Here is a 19,580-nt window from a genome sequence, read left to right on the forward strand (position 1 = left end):
AATTGGTATCTGTGAAGGAAAAGTGTTTGTTCGTGAAGCTACGAAGAAGGGATATAACATTGCATACCATGGTGACACAGTGAATTTGGCTCAACCTAAAAGTAAAACGAGAAGGGGACGTGTTGGTAAGGGTGTAGCAAATACTCTTCTCACATCTAGAGAACAAGCTGTCTTAACTAGTGATGATAAGCTACGGTGGCTCACTGAAAGAGAATCATGGCGATTGCAAGGAATACCGGATTCATATTTCGAAAAGGCAGCTGTAGTTACTTCCAAGAATCAACTTTATAAGCAAGCTGGTAATGGTGTAACGGTAGACGTGGTGTATGAGATCGCAAAGCGATTTTAATAAAAATTTCATTTTGTAGAAAAGGGGAATGGATATGAACATCAAAACGCAATTAGAAAATATCGTTTGGCACATCCAAACAAACAGGGATGTCATAGGGGATAAACAAACACTGGATGATGTATTGATCTCCTTAAAGAGAATGGTAAGGGATGAGGAAAGTAAAAGAGCAGCTAGCAAAAGCTAACTGCTCACCCAAGAATAACAGAGGAAAGATAACCATGTGTCTATATTATTTACGGAATATTGAGTTTTATTCAGGGGAGGAAAAGAAATGAGTAGTGCATGTACATGCCATATAGATAAAGATAAGTGTTTTTGTTGCAAGGTGAGAGTGGGTACATTTCAAAGTAACTCATCGCAAGGTGTAACTATGGTACTTCCTAATGGTAAAGAACTTGAATTTCATACACATGATATAAAAAGCGCTTTTGAATTAGCGGATGTATTAATGGGTAATGTGATCAAATTAGACATACCAAATGATAATCAATTAGACAAACTTAATAGAATTAAAGAAATAATTAATTCTTAATAAAATAATCCTTTTAATAGAAAGTGAGGTTAAAAGAATGGAAGGCAACGTAAAGCTATTAGGTGCAGACGGAATGTGTGGAATGGAGTTTACAGGAAATAAGGTCAATGTTTATAACGATGCAGGATACGTGATGGAGAGTATGACAACAAAGGAGCACGTTCAGGAAGTTATTGATTTCCTTGAAGAGTGCAAAGAACAAATGGAATAGAAGGTGAGGATAGGAGAAATGTCTAAATTAAAGAAAAAGAAAACCAGAAAAGCTATTGCTCGACGTGCGAAAGCGGTAGATAAACATCGGGTTGATAACGCATGGAGAAACATCTTCGTACAAGCTGGAATTATAAAATAGTAGTAATGGAGGCGTAACAATGGGACAAGGTAACCGTGGAATGCATTTTGAGAAACTTATCAATTTATCTAATGAAATGTATCAACAGGAGGGAGTGGCGCTTATAAACAAGCGTCCGACTCCTGTGAAGGTATTAAAAATGGTTTATGGCCGTGTGAAAGATGGATATTACGAGTCCAAAAGTACAGTAGATTATGACGGTGTGTATAAAGGACGAGCTATTGCATTTGAAGCAAAGTCTACAAATGAGATTAATAGATTTGATTTAAAGAACATCGCACAGCATCAATTAGACTACTTGGAGAAAGCAGAGCAGATGGGAGCGGTTTGTTTCTTCCTTATAGAGTTTAGCAAGGATCAATCAGTATTCCTTGTGCCAACATCAGTAATTCAGTCTTACGTAAGGATGTCGCAGCAACCAAAAGGTAAGAAGTCGATACCAAGAGCAGACTTTGATATTTACGGATACTTAGTGGAACAAACAGAGAGAGCGCCAGTTGATTACTTACAATACATCGATGAGCAAGGAATAATTCCAGTTAGGTTTGATGAAATGTTTCAACTTGACCAGGACCATAAAAGGGTAGCAAATAACATTGAAGCAGCGAAAGAGAAGATGGCCAATAAGAAACGCAAATTATTAAAGGCTTAATGGATAACGGAACAATGCGCAATAGTGTGGTGGGGGCTATGTTAATGCGCGATGTTCCCTTATCCAACAATGAGATAGTAAAATTTCACGTACCTTATGTGATTTTAAAAAGACAAATTCGAAATAGGGGGATTCCTTCATGGAACAATTAACTTTATTACCGCAAATCGATGACAAGAAAGTGCAAAAGGAAGTGGTAAGCATCTTAAAGGAATACCGTGCATTAAAGATGCGATTCAATAATGAAGTGGAACAAGAAGGGATCAGTTTGTTTCCGGAGATACGCGATTCAAGAGTAACGAGTAGGATGAAAGTTAAACAAATCGAAAAGGCATTAAATAATATCCTGGATGAAGATGAGAGAAACATCATTACTATGAAGTTTTTAGATAATAAACCAGTTAAAGATGCATTTGTGCAAAATGAATTGATGATGAAGAACTCATACTTTTATGAGAAAAAGAAGAGTGCTATTAAATTGATTGCTACTACATTAGGAATCATTTAAAAATAGCAGAGAAAACGCAGAGAAATAGCATATTTTTTGGGGAGTTTTTGCAAATGAAATCAGCGGTAAGCTATTCCTATAAACAGTTCTTTGAAAAGAGAATACGTTTTGGGGATAGCGTTCCCATTATAATAACGTTACTCGGTGACGCGGAGGCTAGAGGGGATAAGAGTTTCCCGAAATTATTTATATTTTACTTCTCATTGAGTGTATAAACGTACCGCCTTTCGTTTGTAGGCTCATAGGTAGTAAAACCACCCTGTCATGTGGTTTCTTGATTTCTATGTTAAAACTGGATCGTTTTACCGATGGGATATGATGGTTCGATTGAATGAACTGCATGTTACAAAGAAGGAAAGTCTAAATCATATTGGTAATTGCTACCGACAATCACCGATATAGGTCAGGATGTTCTTCTTAAACGAGCAGAGAGCTTCCGCTCTTTGTTTGAGCCAATACAGCTGAACCTTACCCTCAGTCTTGTGTATTGGTTCAAACAAGGCGTAGGAAGAAACATATACGTCTGGATATAAATCCTTTATAATTCGATATTGGTGAAAATGACATTAAGTAGCCGACTCCACGGAGTATAAACGAGAAGATTCTTAGTCTTCTCCCAGTCACCGAACGTAAAGCGCGTAGCTAATTAGAGCTAGAAAATTATATGATGCGGTGGCTTGGAGAAGGTTGAGAGTACCTCACCTCAATCTTAAATGAAGAGATACTTATTGCCATTTGTTTTCTCTCTTTTCTCCCATCCCCTTGAGAGCTGTCACTTCGGTGATGGCTTTTTGTTTTGGTATAATATATGTGGAGGTGGATGTGTTGGAAAAAGAATACGAAATTGAAATTGATGAATTGCATGTTGAAATAAAATTTAAAGGTCACCGGTTGTCTATATGGAGTGGTGACTGTTATGTGTTTGATTATGAAGATGCGCCAGAAAGTGGTGTTTTAAGCGTATCTAGTGATATAGAAATAGTTGTGAAGGCTATTATTGAAGAACTTAAAAACCCGAATCATTATTGGTATGGGATTAACTCATGGAAAGACGGTAAACGTGTTGATGGTGATACGTTTAGAGCAAGATAAATACAATCAAGCATCCATAACGGGTGCTTTTTTCTTTGTTATATAGAAATTACACATTAAACGTGATTATGAATGAAATGGACGATTAGGAGGATGAATGATGGCTAATAACAAATTAACTATTAAAGTTGATGCTGATACGACAGAAGCGTTAAAACAAATGAAGGAAGTAACTGAAGCCGCTAATGAATGTGTGGCTGCTTTGGAGAAGTTGGAAAAGGTTATGGGTAAATTTAGAGGTGATAGCGAACCAATTGTAATGAATTCTTCTAAGGTACTTGAACAAAAAAATAGCAGTATCACATCTGGTAGTTATTTTAATTATGCTATTAGATGATTAAACTAATAGCAATTATCGTAGGCGCTGCCGTGATCGGTTTAGTGTCTTATTTCATTTTAAAGAGGAAGTGACTTATGAAGATTCCTGAATTAATACTTAATCTTTTTACCATAAATAAAAGTTATAAAGTTGTGACAATCGATGAGCATACATGCGAACCAAGATATACCTATCAAGGAACTGTGTTATGGAAAGATGAAGATGGTTTTAAGATTGGAACAAAAGATAAATGGATGCATCTTTTGTGGTGTGAAGTTTATGAAGTGAAGGAATTAGATTAAGGGAACATAAGGAGTGATGGCATGACGTGGTTAAGCTTCTTTTTAGGGTATTTTACAGGTACGATTGTTACTTTATTGATGCTCTACTTTGGATATCGGATTGCTGAGATGAACAAGGCAGAAATGAACTGGCATGAAATTACTGAGATTGATAAGTCAGTAGAGAAGGAAATGGAACAGTTGAAGGCGTTAAGGGATGATAAGGGGTGAGGGGAATGAGGATAGATATTGAATCACTTCGAGAAGCCTTTATAAAGTTTGCTAATGAATTATGTAAAGTGATTGCCCAGATTGTTTCAGATTGTTGGGAACAGATTAAAGAACTTACAGTGAAGTATATTGAGTATAAGTTAGAACAACCACAACGGATAGTATATGGTCATGTTCAAAATAAAGTGATGAAATCACAGGTATTGAATCGTAAGCCGATGCTTATTAGAGCTAGGACTACTTGTTAGGGGCGTAGAGATGGAAATTATTTACGAACATCCTTGGTTAACTACATGGTTTATATTATGGATTTGTATTTGTGCGTCTAGCGTTGTATCGATGGCGAAGAAGTAACAAAACAAACGAACACAACGAACGAAAAAATACCTGAGACTATTGCCCCAGGTAAGCTTGTACAATTATTAAGATTAATTCTACTAATTGGTTGAATTGAATATCAACCTCTAATTCCGTTGACTCTTTTGTCTTTGCGTATCTAAAATTCATCTCTATCTCTCCCTTCGTAGTTATATACAAACCAAAAGGAAGTTCTCCACAAAACATCCTTATAATTCGTTCACCTATAACATACGGATGGTGTGACACATTCGAACAAAAATAGAGGTAGTTAACAAAGTGAAGTTTATGCAGGAAATAACGGTGATTAGGTGCTGAAAATGGCGTAAAATCAACGATGTATAAAAGATATTGTAAATGGAAGTAATCAAAAGCGCCACAAACGTTGATATGAAGGGATATTTCCCGAAAACCTTGTTTACATAAGATACATTATATCTAGTGAACTAGTATATTCATTCATTTCCCATGCATATAACAAAATTACTAACGGATTTTTCAAAATAAGATTCTTTTGAGGTGATTTCGTGCTGATCTATACAGTTGTGATGTGGGACCATGCTGATACAGATATTATGTTAGCTACCGCAGACAGAGAAGAAGCATTAAAAGAATTTGAATCATGCGTTGCATTCTCTTTGCAAGTTTGGGAACAAGGTGAAGTACTTATTGAAGTGATCAATAGTGAAGGTGAATACTTTGCTGATGGTGGATTAGAAAGATATCCAGAAAAAGGGCAACAGTTATTTAATGAGATAGTAGAACAATTGCAGTAGCGAGTCTGATGCTTTTTTATTTTGTATGAAGGGAATGAGTTATGTGGAAGTCATTATAACTAATATCGATTTTTAATATAATGAAGTTATTTATATGAGCGATAGCAATAGGGTGTTAAATGATATTGATTTAGCCGTAGCTAACATATCTTTTTATATGTACAAAAATAGGAACAAGTTAACTGGAGAACATTCAATACCGTTTGAACAATACCGAAAAATGAACCATGACGAATTAATAGAGCATATTAAAGAAACGTTTAAGTAGTCTAATGGCTGCTTTTTTATTTTATAAAGGAGGAATTATATGCTTTATTTCTTATTGTATATAGTTATTGGTATGGTATTCGCATCAACTGCAGCATACGGACCATTACGAAAGTTAGTTAAAGAGAGTGACGGAAAAACGGAAGAAGAAAGAGCAGCAGTTGCAATACAGTTTCTTTTAACTTTGTTATTTGTAGCTATCATCTGTCCTTTCTGGCCAGTGCTATTAACATTTAAAATCATTGGGTTTTTCAAGAAGGACAAGAAAGAGGAAAAGGTGAGTGCTGAATAGTCAGTCATGCTCACCTTTTTAATTTATATAGGGATTACCATAAGGAGGCGGATAAATGAAATACCTTCATAAATTATTTTCTAAGTTAGGATTAGTTGGGCATAAAGATTGTTTGAAGTACAACTGCGAGAATTATTGCGGTTTCAGTCCTTCTGAGAGTATTTTATTTTGGATGAAAAAGGATTAGTACAAATTACTTCCTATTATATAGAAGGTGGTGGGTGATGTGAAGTGAGTAGACGAAGCGTAGAAAGAGATAAAGCATTTGAGATGTACAAGGATTCAAAGGGCGAAATCCCTATTGAGGAGATTGCAGAAGAGTTAGGAAAGAGTATTTCTCTTGTTAGAAAGTGGAAATCCAAAGATAAATGGGACGAAAATATTACCGGTAATATTACCGTTGGTAAAAAGGTAATTACCAAAGTGGAAAATCCTAAAACTAAGAAGAAATTGAAGGCGATTCTGGAAGACGAAGAACTTAGTGAGAAAGAGCGTCTTTTTTGCTTATATTATGTTAAATATTTTAACGGAACCCAAGCTGCACTTAAAAGTGGGTACACGAAAGAAAGCGCTCATGTACAGGCTAGTCGATTGTTACGACGCGAACGAGTTTCTTCCTATATAAAGGAGCTTAAAGGTGAGTTAGTCGGAAATATATTCGTGGAAGCGATGGACGTATTAAATGAATACATTAAGATTGCTTTTGCTGATATTACTAACTATGTGGCTTTTGGACAGAAGGAAATTGAAGTTGATGTTGGTGAGAATACAACAGTAGACGAAGATGGCAATGAGACAACCGAGACTGTAACTGAAGCTAGAATGGTCAATTACGTTGATTTACAAGATCATGAGATGGTCGATGGTTCGATCATTACTGAAGTGAAGCAGGGTAAAGACGGTGTATCTATTAAACTTGCTGACAAAATGAAAGCATTAGATAAATTGGCTCAATACTTCGACTTAGTTCCTGACAACTTTAAGCGACAAATTGAAGAGGAACGCCACAAAATGCAGATGGAAGTTCAGAAGGTACAAGTCGAGAAGACGAAAGCTGAGGTCAAGGAACTTACAGACGACTCCAGTAATGGTAATCGCGTCATTATTGTAAACGATAAGGAAGCCATGAGAAAGGCGATGCAAGATGACCAAGACAGTTAATATCATGGACTTGATGAACAACAATTTCTATTCTTTATGGCTTTCAGAACAGTCTCATATCGTTGCAAAAGGCGGTCGTTCTTCCATGAAGTCATCGGTTATTTCTATGAAGCTTATAACAGACTTCTTGGAGGATGAACAGGGCAATGTAGTTTGCTTGAGGAAAGTCGGTAAATACCTTTCAACCTCTATATATGAGCAAATCAAATGGGCTATTTATATGCTTGGTGTAGAAGGTGAGTTTTACTTCGGTAAATCACCATTAATCATTAGACATAAGAAAACCAATACTGCTTTTTACTTCTATGGTTGCGACGATCCATTGAAACTTAAGTCTGCCAAGATAGCTAAGGGATACGTAATGTCTCTATGGTTTGAGGAAGCAGCAGAGTTCGCAGGTGTAGAGGATATCGATATTGTTGAGGATACATTTATCCGTCAAGAAATCGAAGGTAAGGAAGTAAAGGTGTACTTCTCTTATAACCCACCAAGAAATCCTTACAGTTGGATTAATGAGTGGTTAGATAGTAAAGCTGGAGATGATGACTATTTCATTCACCATTCAACTTACATGGATGATAAAAAAGGATTCTTATCTCAGCAGATGATCAGGAAGATTGAGAAGTATAAGATACATGACGAAGATTACTGGCGTTGGATGTACGGCGGAGAGGTTATTGGTTTAGGAGATATGGTCTACAACATGAATAACTTCAAGAAGATAAGCCAATTACCTGAAGATGATGATTTAATTCTTATCGATATCGCAATAGATACAGGGCACCAAGTATCTGCTACTACTTATCTAGCATTCGGATTAACGAAGAAAGGTAACGTCATACTACTTGATACGTATTACTATTCACCTGAGAATAAGGTTGTTAAGCGTGCTCCTAGTGAGTTCTCGACAGACTTGAATAAGTTTGTTACAGGTATCACAAAAACATTTGAACGATACATTGATAAGCAAACAATCGATTCTGCTGAAGGTGGATTACGTAACCAATACTTTAAAGATTACGGTATTAGATTGCATCCTGTAGCAAAAAAGAGAAAAGTTGAAATGATTGAAAACGTCTATGACCTATTGTCGCAAGGACGTTTTTTTATTTTGGATACTGAGAACAACAAAATATTTTATGAAGAACACAAGAAATATCAGTGGGAAGCGAAGACATTAAAAAATCCGAATCCTGAAGTTATAAAGGTAGACGATCATACAGCAGATGCATTTCAATATTATGTGAATGATAATCTACAGAAATTAAACCTCAAATATTAGTAAGGGGGTGATGCGTTGTTTAAAAGACTCATCTCCGGCATAAGGCAGGTGTTATATAAAATGGGCCTAATTCGTGGAATTAAGAAGATATCCGATAAAAAAGAGATACCTATTAATGAGGAATCCTACAAGCATATCGATATGTGGAAGGCGTTATACAGCGGTCATTATGACGATTGGCATAACGTTAAGTACCATACGATTGAGGGGCAGAAGACTAGAAAGATGGCATCGCTAAACATGGCGAAAGTCGTATCGCAGGAAATGGCGGCTCTTATATTCAATGAGAAGTGCTCGATTAATATTTCTGATGACGTACTTTCAGAAAACATCAAGAGTGTCTTAGATGATAACAACTTCATTAAAGAGTTTCAAAGGTATTTAGAGTACACATTTGCTTTAGGTGGAATGGTTATTAAGGTTTACTGGGACAATGGAATTAAACTTTCTTACGTTACAGCAGACTGCTTCATACCAATTGCGTGGGATAACAAACATATCACTGAAGGTGTGTTTGTTAATGAAGTATCTAAGGGTGATAAGAAGTATACGCTACTTGAGTGGCATCTAGTCGAAAATAATGAATACGTAATAAGAAATGAATTATATGAGAGTAAGAATCAAGGGGACTTGGGTGTAAAAGTATCTTTATCTACGCTTTATCCAGATTTAGAGGAAGAAGTGTGGATTAAAGATATATCAAGACCTTTATTTGTATACTTCAAACCAAATACAGCGAACAATTTGGACTTAAGCTCACCATTAGGAATTTCCCTTTATGCTAATGCGCTTAGCACACTGAAATCACTTGACATTGCGTTTGATAGCTTCCAACGTGAGTTTGTTTTAGGTAAGAAACGTATTGTGGTACCTGCTTCAGCAATCAGAACTGTTATAGATCCACAATCAGGAATACCGCAAAGATACTTCGATGCCACTGATGAAGTCTATGAAGCGATGAATTTTGATGACGGCGCAAAACAGATTCAAGATGTATCAGTGGATTTACGTGTTGAAGAACATACAGCTGCTATTAATGCACTTTTAAACTATGTATCGATACAGGTTGGTTTCTCTGCCGGAGCATTTAGCTTTGATGGGCAAGGCGTTAAAACAGCAACAGAAGTTGTTAGTGAAAACTCCAAGACATTCAGAACAAAGCAGTCACATGAAACGATTATTGAGGATGGTATTCGTGATTTAGTTGATATCATTATCGAAATCGCTGCTCTATATGATGAGTTTGAAAGTACAGATGAATATGAAGTTACTGTTACCTTTGATGACTCTATAGCAGAAGATCAAACTGCTGAAATCAATAAGCAGATTTTACTTGTTACAAACAATTTAACCAGTAAGAAGAAAGCTATCATGAAAATACACGGTGTTTCTGAAGAAGAAGCAGTTCAAATGTTAGAAGAAATAACGGAAGAGAATAGAATGGCCCTTCCTGAAAATGTTGATTTCTTCGGATTGGAAGGGAATCAACAGAAAAATAATGATCCAGGAGCTGAGTAATCATGGCATTACCTCCTGAAAAATTACAGCAGCTCTCTATATTCGTAGTTGATATTTACAACGCGATTGAAGAAGAGTTGCTTTTAAACATGGCCAGAATACTTAAAAGCGATATGGATTTGCTGCTAACTGCTGAAAATGCAGAACAATATCAGCATTGGCGCATGGTCCAATTAAATAAATTAGGCGTTCTAAATAAACAGCAATTAAATACTATCGCCAGGCATAGCGGTAAAACGGCTGAAGAAGTGAAAACAATGCTACAAGCAGCAGGGTCAGCCGCTATAAATCAACATGAAAGTATTTATACAAAAGCTGTTAAATTAGGTCTATTGAAAGTAGCGCCGCCAATGGCATCAAGCGCTGCTTTAATCAGCATTTTAAACGCATACGAAAGACAAGCCTTAGACGTCTTTAATTTAGTCAATACAACCATGTTAAACCAGGCACAGCAAGTCTATCTTGATGTTTTAAATCAAACGGTAGGTAAAGTACTTGGAGGTGTTATAACGCCACAACAAGCACTTAGGCAGACTGTTTCTAAATGGGCTCAGAAAGGTATTCCTGCTTTTATTGATAAGGCTGGTAGAAAATGGAGTACAGAAGCTTATATAAATAACGTTACACGTTCTACTAGTAATAATGTAGCGAATGAGATGCAGGATAAACGTGCTGAAGAATATAACTGCGACTTGGTTGAAACGAGCTCACATTTAGGAGCAAGGCCAGGCTGCGCACCGTATCAAGGTAAGATTTATTCAATGAGTGGAAAAAGCAAAAAATATCCTGCATGGTCAACTACAACATACGGCGAAGCAAGCGGAATTTTAGGTTGCAATTGTCGCCACCTAAAGTATCCCTACATTGAAGGCATGTCTAAACGTACTTATGAACCGTACGATTACGCAAAAAACGATAAGGTATATCAAGAAAGCCAACAACAACGATCGTTAGAGCGGCAGATTAAAAAGGCGAAAAGAGAAGTCAAGATGTTGGAAGCTATCGGCGATAAAGAAGGTGTGAAACTATCTAAGAATAAAGTTTCGCAACGCCAAGCTAACATGAGAGACTTCATTAAAGCTACAGGGCGCAAGAGACAACCGAACAGAGAACAAATCGTATAGGAGGAATTAACATGTTAAAACCATATCGTTTACGAATTAAAGGATTTCAATTCTTCTCAGAAGATCCAAACGCAGTACCACCTGCACCGGAAGGAGGTGATCCAAGTGTAACGAATCCAGAAACCACACCGCCAGTGAATCAAGAACCACCTGCACAACCGCCAGTTGCTTTTACACAAGAGCAGATGGATGAAGCTAAACAAAAGCAGGAAGCAGCGCTACTAAAGAAACTCGGTGTAGAAGACTTAAACCAACTAAAAGATACATTAAAAGGTTGGAATGAACATCAAGAATCTTTAAAAACAGATCAGCAAAAGCGAGATGAAAAGTTAACGACGTACGAGACTCAATTACAAGAAAAGAATGAGTCTCTTTTTAATTTGCAAGCAGAGAACGCTGCGATTAAGTCAGGTATTAAAGAAGATAGTATAAACGATGTTATTACTCTTGCTAAAACAAAGGTAAGTGATGATGTAGACATCGCAAAAGCTATTGAAATGGTTGTGGAAAAGCATCCTTACTTTAAAGGTGTAGTGGAACCTCCTGTAGATCCAGGGAAACCGAAACCAACATTTTCAAACGGTCAACACCAACAAACGTCAATGACTGATTCCGAAAAGTGGGCTGCAGCTTTTAAAGTACACCAAAACTAAAATAATATGAAAATAGGAGTGATTTATTCATGGCTACACTAAATTACGCTAGCTTATATCAACAGGCACTAGTTCAAAAATTCTCACAAGGTTTATCTTTTTCCGCTTTATACGCTACACCAAACAACGCGACTGTAAAATGGACAGGGGCAAAAACAATTCAGATCCCACGCATTAAAGTCGGTGGTTATACAGATGTTAACCGCGATCAAATGGGGAACTACACACGCCGCGTTGATAACTCATTCGAGCCTAAAACTTTAGGTCATGACCGCGAATTCCGTACTTTAGTTGACCCAGTAGACGTTGACGAAACGAACATGGCTGTAACTATCGCAAACATTACGCGCGTATTCAATGATGAAGAAGCAACACCAGAACACGATAAATACATGTCTTCAAAATTATATGCTGAATTCACTGGAGCAGGTAAAGTTGCGAACAGCACAGTATTAACTACTGCAAATATCTTAACTGTATTCGATGATATTATGCTAGAACAAGATGAGGCGGAAGTGCCACAAGAAGGACGTATTCTTTACGTAACGCCTGCTATTAAAAAGTTACTAAAAGAAGCAGAAGCGATTCAACGTAAAATTGACGTGAACACAAATAACGGACAAGTTAACCGTAACGTATATTCACTTGATGAAGTTACACTTGTCACTGTTCCTTCATCTCGTATGAAAACAGCTTACAACTTTACGAATGGCGCTGTTCCTGATGCTGCTGCAAAACAAATTAATATGATCTTAGTTCATCCATTGGCTGTGGTTTCTCCACAACAATATGAATTTGTAAGCTTAGATGCTCCAAGTGCAACAACTGGCGGTAAATACCTTTACTATGAGCGTAAATACTGGGATGTATTTATCTTAGGTGCAAAAGTAGACGGTGTTAAATTCCATATCACAACACCTTAAAAGAGAGGATTTTATAGCTTCTCTTTTTTATTATGAAAGGATGATATATACATGAGTAACACAGTAAAAGTTCAACGATTAAACAAAGTATTACACATTGAAAAAGACTTCTTAACAAGCTATCTGAATGACGGTTTTGATCAAATCAGTGAAGAAGGAAAGATCATCAAACGCGCGACAGGTGGGCGAAATGTCACTGTATCAGAGCATAACACCGCACTTGATCGCATCGAAGAATTGGAAGCGGAATTAGCGGAGTTAAAAGCACCGAAAAAAGCTGCTAAGTAGGTGATTGCATGCCATATATCGATGTAGATTACTATAATAACGACTATGAAGGAACTCCAGTTGCCGATATAACGTTATTAAAAAGAATGATTAAAAGAGCCAGTGAGCAGATCGATAGCATCATAGGTTACAAATTACAAGGAGTTGACTTCGATAAAGTTGCTCCTTTTATTCGTGACCAGGTGAAAAAAGCAACTGCTGCACAAGTTGAATTTCTAGCTATAAACGGCATTACTTCTGCAACTGTAAGCGAAGGTGGCGGCGGTTTCTCTGTTGGCGCTTATTCAGAGAATGGCATGAGTGCAGGAGCAGCAGATGCACCTAGTCATTATGATCGTTATGCGATAACTGTAGTCGATTACTTACGACCTACCGGTTTACTTTACTCAGGCGTGTGCGTACATGGCTAAACCAATTAGACGCTCATTGTTAATCCATACAGTCGAGTATTTGGAGTATAAAGGTGAGGATGATACCTGGAGCGGAAGTGATAACTACGCACCTGCCGTAACAATTGAAAGGGTTCGAATTGAGCCTAAAAAAACATTTGTATCTAATGGTAATGGTGACAGTACTGTTATGCAAACACTGTTATTTCATGATGCGGTACATTCAAAACCAATAACTTTCAAAGAGAAATCCAAAGTCTTATTTAACGGAAAAGAATTGACCGTTAGCAAAGTCAGTGACTTTTATGATCGAAGCAGCCTTCATCATGTGGAGGTGCTGCTATCTTGATAAGAGTAAATATTCAAATGGATACACAAGCAATTGAAAGCAAGGTGCTAAAAGCAACAGAGAAAGCACAATTCGCCCTGGATCAACAAGTACTGAAGGATAGTAATTACTATATCCCTAAAGATACAGCTGAGTTAGAGCGTTCCGGCGTTAGATTTAGCAGACCTGGAGAAGGGCATGTAGAATGGAATACTCCTTACGCTAGGCGGTTGTATTACAATCCACAATATAACTTTTCTACAGACGTCAATCCTAATGCTCAGGGTCTTTGGTATGAAGCAGCAAAAGCTGCTAAATTAGATAATTGGGTTAAATTAGTTGAAAAAACAACTAAAGATAATTTGTAGGTGATTCATATGAAATGGTTGATTGATTCTATTAAAAATCATTTAGCGAGTAATTTATCACCGTCAATAATGTTTGCTCCGGTTAAAGCTGACATGTTGGATATAGGGACAAACAATAAACCGAAAAAGAGTATTGCTGTTCGTATGATTCCATCAGCTCCGGGAGAACAGTATTTCGAAGGTGAGATCATAAACAAACAGTTTCAAGTGCTTGTTAAGAGTGATAACCAATTAGAGGTTAATAACACAATAGAAGCAATTACGCGTGAATTGAATAACGTTCATAGGCGAAGTTTCAATGCTATTGATGGCTCCTATACACTAAGACGACTCAATGTGTATGTGGAGCCTAATTTTATTGAGAAGACAGCAGCGAATGAATTTATATATACTGCTCTGTTCAGCGCAGAGTTAGAAATAGGAGGTAATTAATTTGGAAAAAGATCAAGGGTTTTTATTGAACCATGGGTATAAGTTTGAAATTAATGCTACATCTACTCCAGAAGTACCTGCATGGGAACGAATTGCTGCAGGTATTACATCTGTAGACCCTGATAACAACGAAGAATCAGAAGAAACGTATTATTACGACGGTGGCGGTGCTGCTGAACGTGATATTACAGGTTTTATGATGTCCTATGGATTTGAAGGCCATCGAAAATACGGAGATAAAGCGCAGGATTATATCTTTAGTAAAGTACACAAAGTTGGTCCGGAACGTAAAACAGAATTGAGAGTTACTGAACCGAATGGGGACAAATGGGAAGGTAAAGCAACTATTTCCGAAATTAAATCTCCGGGTGGAGATGCAAACTCTAAAGGTGAAATTGAATTTACAATCAGTTTTGACGGAGTTCCTAAATTCACAAAAGCAGTAGCTTAATCTTATTGAAAGAGTCGTTAACGCGGCTCTTTTTCTTTTAAATAAATTATAAAAATGGAGAGTGGAATAGAATGACACAATTTAAATTTGAATTTAAAAAGACTTATAAAGAAGTAGATGTAGCAGGAAATATTTATTGCGTTGACTTTAATGATGAGGCTTTAACGAAATATCAAAAGGCATTCAAACGATTCGATAAAGAAATCAAAGTTGTTACGGATAGTATCGTTGATTTTGATGCTGCTACAGATGAAGTTATTGAAAAAACAGCAGAAAAACAAAAAGAAGTCGTGAAAGCGATTGTTGAAACATTCTTAGGAGAAGAATCTTTCGAAGAGTTATATGAAAAAGCTGGTAAATCATCAACGAACCTAATGACACTTGTTTATTATCTAAACGAACTTTACATTGATGAAGAGAAAAAGAAAGCCGATAACGCACGTGATAAATATCTAAGCAATGTGAAGAAATAATGTTTTCATTAACAGAACGCGAAAATGACTTCTATACATGGAAAGGCGTTCGTTTAGAACTAAACTTGACGTTTGACAATATCATTTTGCTGTTAGATCTTCTATCTGACGAAGAAGTAGATGAATATGCAAGAATAGATATCGCGTTACACATGCTAGTCGTTGAAAGAGATCTTTTAAAGCAACTAGACATGGAACAGAAATCGATGCTATTCATGGATATTTTGAAACATAGATTAAATATCGACTTAGAAGAGTTAATGAAAAAAGATAGAGAGAAAAATAAAAATAAAGAAGATGAAAAATTACCGGATCCGCCAATAGTTGAATTCACTATTGATGCAGAACGGATTTTTTCATCTTTTTTATTTGACTACAATATCGATTTAATTGAGCAACAAGGAAAAATGCAGTGGAACAAGTTTTTAGCTCTCTTCCGTAATCTTTCTGAAAAATCTCCAATGGGACAAGCGTTTCATTATCGTACTTGTGAAATACCACAGAAAGATAAACATAATAACGATGAAAGAAAACGTATCAAGAAAATGAAAGAAATTTATGAGCTTCCGAAAGCTAAAGAAATGAGAGAACAACGCGAGTTCATTGAATTCCAGAAGAGCATGGAAGCGAAAAAAGCCATGATCGAAGGTAGGTGAAACAATGGCTGATGGAAGAGTTGAGATAGAAACTAGGTTAGAAACGGGTAATCTACGCCGGGATGTTCAGACTGTAAACGCTGAGCTATCCCGTATGAATGGGAACATTGCAAGTGTCTCAGCAGGTGCAGCACGCTCGACAGAACAGTCCTTTAATGGGATGAATAACGCTGCTCAACGTGGGATACAAGCAACGGAGAGAGCGCACAGTAGTGCATACAGAGGAATGGCTAATGATGCTCGTTCTAGTTACAATCAGCAAGGTAATGCGGCTCAATCAGCTGCACAAGCAGTAAGTAATGCAGCTAGACAACAGCAAGAAGCAGCAAGGTCCTCATATGATAGTCAATCAGCATCGGCTCGCTCATCTTACCAACAACAGAGCCAGTCATCTCAGCAGTCTTACATGCAGCAGCAACAATATGCCAACTCTTCATATAGGCAACAACAACAAGCAGCAAGAGATTCATATAATGCTATGAGTGCTGAGTCAAGAGCAATGCATGCTGAGATGAGAGCAGGATGGAGACAATCACAACTTGGACAGGCTGCATATATTAATGACCAAGTAAAAGTCCAGTATGGTTATTACCAGTTGGCTCAAGCTTCAGCTACTTACCGGGGATCTACAGAACAGTTTATGGGAACAGTAAGACAGCTTGGAGCAGAGCAGAAGAGAGTAGCAGATGCTCAAATGGCTGCAAATGAAATGGGTAAAATGGCTATGATGCAGCAAGCTGGGATGATGATGAATATGTCTACCCAAGCAAGCAAGATCAGTGCCAACTATGACCGCATGGGTTCTTCTCTCCTGCAAGTGAATAAAGGCGGGTTAATGGTAGCAGATGGATTAAATAAAATGGCAAACGCCGGGGACGCTGCTGTACTATCCCTCAAGATGCTCGGACCTACTGCTAACATGAAAGCTTTAACAGATATGCAGAACATGATTATCCAAGGACAGATGCGGATCGGTATGGTTGCTATGGCTTCAGCGGCTACGGCTGCGATTGCATATGGTGCATTATGGAAAGCTGCGGTTGGACCTGATCCAAGTACCGTATTCGCTGCACAAGAGGCAGCTTTGACAAAGTATAAAGATGCAGTTGTGTCACGTACGAATGAGATCGTTAATGCATGGAACATCTTTGAAAATGTAACTTGGAATAAAACTAGTCCTAAGAAGTTAATGGAGAACCTTACTGCTCAAGTTCAAGTAATGGGTCAGTGGAAAGATAATCTTACTTCTATTGCAGGACGTACAACTCAAGAGTTTGCGAACTACCTTGCAAAGCTTGGACCAACAGCAGCAGCAGAAGTTGCAGCAGTTAATAGTATGTCTCAGCCAGAGCTTGATAAATATGTTGCGTTATGGAAAGAGAAAACAGCCCTTGCCCGTGGACAGGCTGTAACCGAGCTAGAAGGGCTTAAACAGGAAACAATGACTAAGATTAAGGAGCTTGGCGACACTCTCACACCGCTCGGTCTAGCCGCTGAGAAGTTTAAAACAGTTTGGGCTGAAGCACTAAAACCGATGGTACAAGCATTCACAAATGTAATGGTTCCTGTGACAGAGTTTGCAACTAAGATTGGTGAGCTTATCATCAAGTTCAATGAAGCTAATCCTACATTAGCACTATTCATTCAAGGTACAATGATGCTTGTTCCGGCTCTTATGTTACTGCTTTCACCATTGGCAGCAGGTATTGGTCTATGGAATGGTATTCTCGCAGCTATGAACGCTGCTTGGGTGATTATTGGACCACTTGTAACTGGTCTACTTGCCATGAGTGCGACAGTATGGATCGTTGCCGCTGCACTAGCCGGGCTAGCTATTGGCTTTGTAGCGTTATGGAATAACAGTGAGACTTTCCGTAATGGAGTTATAGCAGGTTGGGAAGCTATCAAAGCGGCTGCACTAGCCATATGGAACTTTATCCTTACTCAAGCCATACAACCTGCGATGGCTGCAATAGGTGCATTCGTGGGTGATAAGCTCCGGGAAATACAAGCATTTTGGGATCAAAACGGAGCCGCTATTATGCAAGCCGCTACAAATGCGTGGAATGGGATAGTTTCAGCCTGTCAAGCAGCGATGTCATTTTTGCAACCGATATTCGAAATAGCTTGGATGATTATAAAAGAGATTGTAGTTGGCACATGGGAAGCGATTAAGAATGTTATCAACGGCGCCCTAAATATTATTATGGGCATTGTACAAGTTTTCACTGGTATTTTCACAGGCGACTGGAATCGAGTTTGGGACGGCGTTAAACAGATTTGGAATGGCGCCCTAGAATTGATTTGGGGATGGTTCCAATTATGGGGCGCAGGTAGAATACTAGGATTCTTAGGTGGATTTGTCGGTAAGTTCTTCAAATATTTCGATGATGTTTGGAAGAGTATTAAAGGTGTATGGAATGATGTGATTACGGAAATATGGTTCTTCTTCGCTCAGAAGTTTGAGACAATAGGAAATTTCGCTAAGTCTTTCATGAGTACCTTGAAATCTATGTTCTCATCAATTTGGAACTCTATTAAATCCGTTTGGGATACAGTAATGAACGCTATAAAGTCCGTAGCGGAAAATATATGGACCGGGATAAAATCCTTCCTTGGAAATATTTGGAATGGCTTGAAATCGCTGTTCGAATCGGTTTGGAATGGGATAAAATCAGTCGCGTCATCTGTCATGTCAGCTATCCAGTCAGTGTTTTCCACGATATGGAATTCGATAAAATCAGTAATCCAATCGGTTTGGTCGACTATAACTTCGGTCATAACATCGGGGCTTAATGCAGCAAAATCAGTCGTGTCATCTGTCATGTCAGCTATCCAGTCGGTATTTTCCACAATATGGAATGCGATAAAATCAGTCGTGTCATCAGCACTGTCTGCGATACAATCAGTAATATCGTCAGGGATGTCTGCGGCGCAATCAATCGTGTCATCAATCGGAAATACTATTAAATCTACATTCACGAATATATGGAACGGGTTCTCAAACATCGTCTCAAATACTTTCAACACTGTTAAATCAGCAGTGACAGGCGGACTACAATCAGCAGTAGACATTGTGAAAAACTTTGGCTCTACTTTCATGAATGCAGGTAAAGGTTTAATAGATATGATGGCGCAAGGTATTAAAAATGCAGCAGGAGCTGTAACAGGTGCTATCAGTGACATAGCAGCTAAAGCCCGTGACTTCTTACCGTTCTCACCTGCCAAGACTGGTCCACTTTCTGATATTGATAAACTGGACTTCGGAGGGCCAATCACTGACTCTATCCATCGTGCAACAAAAGGCATACAAGTTAATCTTGCTAGCATGCTAGAACTTCCTGTAATTGGAGCGACTGGCGAAGGGATGACGAGATCGTTTGCAAAGAGTACAATTAATAATAACAACGGCGGAAATACAAACGTCATCACTGTTCAAATTGATCCTAGCAACATGAGTGAGTTCGAGCAGGTGATTGAGTTCTTTGATACGTTTAAGCAAAAGAAAAGAGCGAGGGGATAA

At 37.9% G+C, this 19,580-nt stretch carries 31 protein-coding genes; all 31 read left to right on the forward strand.

Annotated elements, in window-relative coordinates:
* The first annotated feature begins 1 nt into the window (after position 1).
* The 31 genes from JTF23_RS23735 to JTF23_RS23880 all read left to right on the forward strand — a co-directional run bounded on the left by JTF23_RS23735 (position 2) and on the right by JTF23_RS23880 (position 19,580).
* The gene (locus JTF23_RS23735) at positions 2-349 is read left to right on the forward strand and encodes a DNA cytosine methyltransferase (protein WP_307839252.1); all 348 of its coding nucleotides are present in this window, start codon (positions 2-4) and stop codon (positions 347-349) included.
* A 34-nt stretch (positions 350-383) separates the two neighbouring features.
* The gene (locus JTF23_RS23740; protein ID WP_204209883.1) at positions 384-536 is read left to right on the forward strand and encodes a hypothetical protein; all 153 of its coding nucleotides are present in this window, start codon (positions 384-386) and stop codon (positions 534-536) included.
* An 87-nt stretch (positions 537-623) separates the two neighbouring features.
* Positions 624-884, forward strand: a complete 261-nt coding sequence (locus JTF23_RS23745; protein ID WP_204209884.1) for a hypothetical protein — start codon at positions 624-626, stop codon at positions 882-884.
* A 37-nt stretch (positions 885-921) separates the two neighbouring features.
* Positions 922-1,095 carry a hypothetical protein gene (locus JTF23_RS23750; RefSeq protein WP_204209885.1) on the forward strand — a complete coding sequence of 58 codons (174 nt, stop codon included), beginning with the start codon at positions 922-924 and terminating at the stop codon, positions 1,093-1,095.
* Between the two features lie 18 nt (positions 1,096-1,113).
* Positions 1,114-1,236 (forward strand): DUF3983 domain-containing protein, encoded by a 123-nt coding sequence (locus JTF23_RS23755; RefSeq protein ID WP_204209886.1) that lies wholly within the window; start codon positions 1,114-1,116, stop codon positions 1,234-1,236.
* 19 nt (positions 1,237-1,255) lie between these two features.
* Entirely contained in the window at positions 1,256-1,888 is a 633-nt protein-coding gene (recU, locus tag JTF23_RS23760; RefSeq protein ID WP_204209887.1) for a Holliday junction resolvase RecU, read from the forward strand.
* A gap of 139 nt (positions 1,889-2,027) precedes the next feature.
* Positions 2,028-2,396: an ArpU family phage packaging/lysis transcriptional regulator gene (locus JTF23_RS23765; RefSeq protein ID WP_204209888.1), complete on the forward strand. Its 369-nt coding sequence runs from the start codon at positions 2,028-2,030 to the stop codon at positions 2,394-2,396.
* An 825-nt stretch (positions 2,397-3,221) separates the two neighbouring features.
* Positions 3,222-3,488: a hypothetical protein gene (locus JTF23_RS23770; protein ID WP_204209889.1), complete on the forward strand. Its 267-nt coding sequence runs from the start codon at positions 3,222-3,224 to the stop codon at positions 3,486-3,488.
* A 100-nt stretch (positions 3,489-3,588) separates the two neighbouring features.
* Positions 3,589-3,825 carry a hypothetical protein gene (locus JTF23_RS23775; RefSeq protein WP_204209890.1) on the forward strand — a complete coding sequence of 79 codons (237 nt, stop codon included), beginning with the start codon at positions 3,589-3,591 and terminating at the stop codon, positions 3,823-3,825.
* A gap of 77 nt (positions 3,826-3,902) precedes the next feature.
* On the forward strand, positions 3,903-4,109 hold the full coding sequence (locus JTF23_RS23780; protein ID WP_204209891.1) for a hypothetical protein: 207 nt from the start codon (positions 3,903-3,905) through the stop codon (positions 4,107-4,109).
* A 21-nt stretch (positions 4,110-4,130) separates the two neighbouring features.
* Positions 4,131-4,319 carry a hypothetical protein gene (locus JTF23_RS23785; protein WP_204209892.1) on the forward strand — a complete coding sequence of 63 codons (189 nt, stop codon included), beginning with the start codon at positions 4,131-4,133 and terminating at the stop codon, positions 4,317-4,319.
* Positions 4,320-4,324: 5 nt separating this feature from the next.
* Positions 4,325-4,567 (forward strand): hypothetical protein, encoded by a 243-nt coding sequence (locus tag JTF23_RS23790; protein ID WP_204209893.1) that lies wholly within the window; start codon positions 4,325-4,327, stop codon positions 4,565-4,567.
* Between the two features lie 636 nt (positions 4,568-5,203).
* The gene (locus tag JTF23_RS23795) at positions 5,204-5,452 is read left to right on the forward strand and encodes a hypothetical protein (protein ID WP_204209894.1); all 249 of its coding nucleotides are present in this window, start codon (positions 5,204-5,206) and stop codon (positions 5,450-5,452) included.
* Positions 5,453-5,546: 94 nt separating this feature from the next.
* Positions 5,547-5,720: a hypothetical protein gene (locus JTF23_RS23800; RefSeq protein WP_204209895.1), complete on the forward strand. Its 174-nt coding sequence runs from the start codon at positions 5,547-5,549 to the stop codon at positions 5,718-5,720.
* 39 nt (positions 5,721-5,759) lie between these two features.
* A complete protein-coding gene (locus JTF23_RS23805; protein WP_204209896.1) occupies positions 5,760-6,011 on the forward strand; it encodes a hypothetical protein in 252 nt (83 codons plus the stop codon).
* A gap of 55 nt (positions 6,012-6,066) precedes the next feature.
* Positions 6,067-6,198, forward strand: a complete 132-nt coding sequence (locus JTF23_RS28165; RefSeq protein WP_286674649.1) for a hypothetical protein — start codon at positions 6,067-6,069, stop codon at positions 6,196-6,198.
* Between the two features lie 83 nt (positions 6,199-6,281).
* On the forward strand, positions 6,282-7,172 hold the full coding sequence (locus tag JTF23_RS23810; RefSeq protein WP_213020145.1) for a terminase small subunit: 891 nt from the start codon (positions 6,282-6,284) through the stop codon (positions 7,170-7,172).
* Positions 7,156-8,454 carry a PBSX family phage terminase large subunit gene (locus tag JTF23_RS23815; protein ID WP_204209898.1) on the forward strand — a complete coding sequence of 433 codons (1,299 nt, stop codon included), beginning with the start codon at positions 7,156-7,158 and terminating at the stop codon, positions 8,452-8,454. The genes JTF23_RS23810 and JTF23_RS23815 overlap by 17 nt, the downstream gene beginning before the upstream one ends.
* A gap of 15 nt (positions 8,455-8,469) precedes the next feature.
* The gene (locus JTF23_RS23820; RefSeq protein ID WP_204209899.1) at positions 8,470-9,972 is read left to right on the forward strand and encodes a phage portal protein; all 1,503 of its coding nucleotides are present in this window, start codon (positions 8,470-8,472) and stop codon (positions 9,970-9,972) included.
* 2 nt (positions 9,973-9,974) lie between these two features.
* A complete protein-coding gene (locus JTF23_RS23825) occupies positions 9,975-11,096 on the forward strand; it encodes a phage minor capsid protein (RefSeq protein ID WP_204209900.1) in 1,122 nt (373 codons plus the stop codon).
* Between the two features lie 11 nt (positions 11,097-11,107).
* Positions 11,108-11,749 (forward strand): hypothetical protein, encoded by a 642-nt coding sequence (locus JTF23_RS23830; RefSeq protein ID WP_204209901.1) that lies wholly within the window; start codon positions 11,108-11,110, stop codon positions 11,747-11,749.
* A 29-nt stretch (positions 11,750-11,778) separates the two neighbouring features.
* Complete coding sequence (locus JTF23_RS23835) at positions 11,779-12,672, forward strand: capsid protein (protein ID WP_204209902.1); 894 nt, start codon at positions 11,779-11,781, stop codon at positions 12,670-12,672.
* 51 nt (positions 12,673-12,723) lie between these two features.
* The gene (locus JTF23_RS23840) at positions 12,724-12,960 is read left to right on the forward strand and encodes a hypothetical protein (RefSeq protein ID WP_204209903.1); all 237 of its coding nucleotides are present in this window, start codon (positions 12,724-12,726) and stop codon (positions 12,958-12,960) included.
* Between the two features lie 8 nt (positions 12,961-12,968).
* Positions 12,969-13,370, forward strand: a complete 402-nt coding sequence (locus JTF23_RS23845) for a head-tail connector protein (protein ID WP_204209904.1) — start codon at positions 12,969-12,971, stop codon at positions 13,368-13,370.
* Positions 13,363-13,698 carry a putative minor capsid protein gene (locus JTF23_RS23850; protein ID WP_204209905.1) on the forward strand — a complete coding sequence of 112 codons (336 nt, stop codon included), beginning with the start codon at positions 13,363-13,365 and terminating at the stop codon, positions 13,696-13,698. Before JTF23_RS23845 ends, JTF23_RS23850 begins: the two co-directional genes overlap by 8 nt.
* The gene (locus JTF23_RS23855; protein WP_204209906.1) at positions 13,695-14,045 is read left to right on the forward strand and encodes a minor capsid protein; all 351 of its coding nucleotides are present in this window, start codon (positions 13,695-13,697) and stop codon (positions 14,043-14,045) included. Before JTF23_RS23850 ends, JTF23_RS23855 begins: the two co-directional genes overlap by 4 nt.
* A 9-nt stretch (positions 14,046-14,054) precedes the next feature.
* Positions 14,055-14,477 carry a minor capsid protein gene (locus tag JTF23_RS23860; RefSeq protein WP_204209907.1) on the forward strand — a complete coding sequence of 141 codons (423 nt, stop codon included), beginning with the start codon at positions 14,055-14,057 and terminating at the stop codon, positions 14,475-14,477.
* Position 14,478: 1 nt separating this feature from the next.
* A complete protein-coding gene (locus JTF23_RS23865; RefSeq protein WP_252188041.1) occupies positions 14,479-14,928 on the forward strand; it encodes a phage tail tube protein in 450 nt (149 codons plus the stop codon).
* A 71-nt stretch (positions 14,929-14,999) separates the two neighbouring features.
* Entirely contained in the window at positions 15,000-15,401 is a 402-nt protein-coding gene (locus tag JTF23_RS23870; protein WP_204209908.1) for a hypothetical protein, read from the forward strand.
* Positions 15,401-16,057 (forward strand): Gp15 family bacteriophage protein, encoded by a 657-nt coding sequence (locus JTF23_RS23875; protein ID WP_204209909.1) that lies wholly within the window; start codon positions 15,401-15,403, stop codon positions 16,055-16,057. The genes JTF23_RS23870 and JTF23_RS23875 overlap by 1 nt, the downstream gene beginning before the upstream one ends.
* Positions 16,058-16,061: 4 nt before the next feature.
* Entirely contained in the window at positions 16,062-19,580 is a 3,519-nt protein-coding gene (locus JTF23_RS23880) for a phage tail protein (protein WP_204209910.1), read from the forward strand.

This window comes from Bacillus sp. RIT 809, assembly GCF_016892495.1.
Lineage (GTDB): Bacteria > Bacillota > Bacilli > Bacillales > Bacillaceae_G > Bacillus_A > Bacillus_A cereus_U.

Excerpts from the sequence above, each read along its gene's own strand:
- JTF23_RS23870 (WP_204209908.1), top strand. The coding sequence starts at position 15,000 with ATGACACAATTTAAATTTGAATTTAAAAAGACTTATAAAGAAGTAGAT.
- JTF23_RS23765 (WP_204209888.1), top strand. The coding sequence starts at position 2,028 with ATGGAACAATTAACTTTATTACCGCAAATCGATGACAAGAAAGTGCAA.
- JTF23_RS23780 (WP_204209891.1), top strand. The coding sequence starts at position 3,903 with ATGAAGATTCCTGAATTAATACTTAATCTTTTTACCATAAATAAAAGT.
- JTF23_RS23875 (WP_204209909.1), top strand. The coding sequence starts at position 15,401 with ATGTTTTCATTAACAGAACGCGAAAATGACTTCTATACATGGAAAGGC.
- JTF23_RS23785 (WP_204209892.1), top strand. The coding sequence starts at position 4,131 with ATGACGTGGTTAAGCTTCTTTTTAGGGTATTTTACAGGTACGATTGTT.
- JTF23_RS23810 (WP_213020145.1), top strand. The coding sequence starts at position 6,282 with ATGTACAAGGATTCAAAGGGCGAAATCCCTATTGAGGAGATTGCAGAA.
- JTF23_RS23800 (WP_204209895.1), top strand. The coding sequence starts at position 5,547 with ATGAGCGATAGCAATAGGGTGTTAAATGATATTGATTTAGCCGTAGCT.
- JTF23_RS23805 (WP_204209896.1), top strand. The coding sequence starts at position 5,760 with ATGCTTTATTTCTTATTGTATATAGTTATTGGTATGGTATTCGCATCA.
- JTF23_RS23815 (WP_204209898.1), top strand. The coding sequence starts at position 7,156 with ATGACCAAGACAGTTAATATCATGGACTTGATGAACAACAATTTCTAT.
- JTF23_RS23860 (WP_204209907.1), top strand. The coding sequence starts at position 14,055 with ATGAAATGGTTGATTGATTCTATTAAAAATCATTTAGCGAGTAATTTA.
- JTF23_RS23840 (WP_204209903.1), top strand. The coding sequence starts at position 12,724 with ATGAGTAACACAGTAAAAGTTCAACGATTAAACAAAGTATTACACATT.
- JTF23_RS23880 (WP_204209910.1), top strand. The coding sequence starts at position 16,062 with ATGGCTGATGGAAGAGTTGAGATAGAAACTAGGTTAGAAACGGGTAAT.
- JTF23_RS23845 (WP_204209904.1), top strand. The coding sequence starts at position 12,969 with ATGCCATATATCGATGTAGATTACTATAATAACGACTATGAAGGAACT.
- recU (WP_204209887.1), top strand. The coding sequence starts at position 1,256 with ATGGGACAAGGTAACCGTGGAATGCATTTTGAGAAACTTATCAATTTA.
- JTF23_RS23830 (WP_204209901.1), top strand. The coding sequence starts at position 11,108 with ATGTTAAAACCATATCGTTTACGAATTAAAGGATTTCAATTCTTCTCA.
- JTF23_RS23850 (WP_204209905.1), top strand. The coding sequence starts at position 13,363 with ATGGCTAAACCAATTAGACGCTCATTGTTAATCCATACAGTCGAGTAT.
- JTF23_RS23775 (WP_204209890.1), top strand. The coding sequence starts at position 3,589 with ATGGCTAATAACAAATTAACTATTAAAGTTGATGCTGATACGACAGAA.
- JTF23_RS23825 (WP_204209900.1), top strand. The coding sequence starts at position 9,975 with ATGGCATTACCTCCTGAAAAATTACAGCAGCTCTCTATATTCGTAGTT.
- JTF23_RS28165 (WP_286674649.1), top strand. The coding sequence starts at position 6,067 with ATGAAATACCTTCATAAATTATTTTCTAAGTTAGGATTAGTTGGGCAT.
- JTF23_RS23755 (WP_204209886.1), top strand. The coding sequence starts at position 1,114 with ATGTCTAAATTAAAGAAAAAGAAAACCAGAAAAGCTATTGCTCGACGT.
- JTF23_RS23790 (WP_204209893.1), top strand. The coding sequence starts at position 4,325 with ATGAGGATAGATATTGAATCACTTCGAGAAGCCTTTATAAAGTTTGCT.
- JTF23_RS23740 (WP_204209883.1), top strand. The coding sequence starts at position 384 with ATGAACATCAAAACGCAATTAGAAAATATCGTTTGGCACATCCAAACA.
- JTF23_RS23745 (WP_204209884.1), top strand. The coding sequence starts at position 624 with ATGAGTAGTGCATGTACATGCCATATAGATAAAGATAAGTGTTTTTGT.
- JTF23_RS23750 (WP_204209885.1), top strand. The coding sequence starts at position 922 with ATGGAAGGCAACGTAAAGCTATTAGGTGCAGACGGAATGTGTGGAATG.
- JTF23_RS23835 (WP_204209902.1), top strand. The coding sequence starts at position 11,779 with ATGGCTACACTAAATTACGCTAGCTTATATCAACAGGCACTAGTTCAA.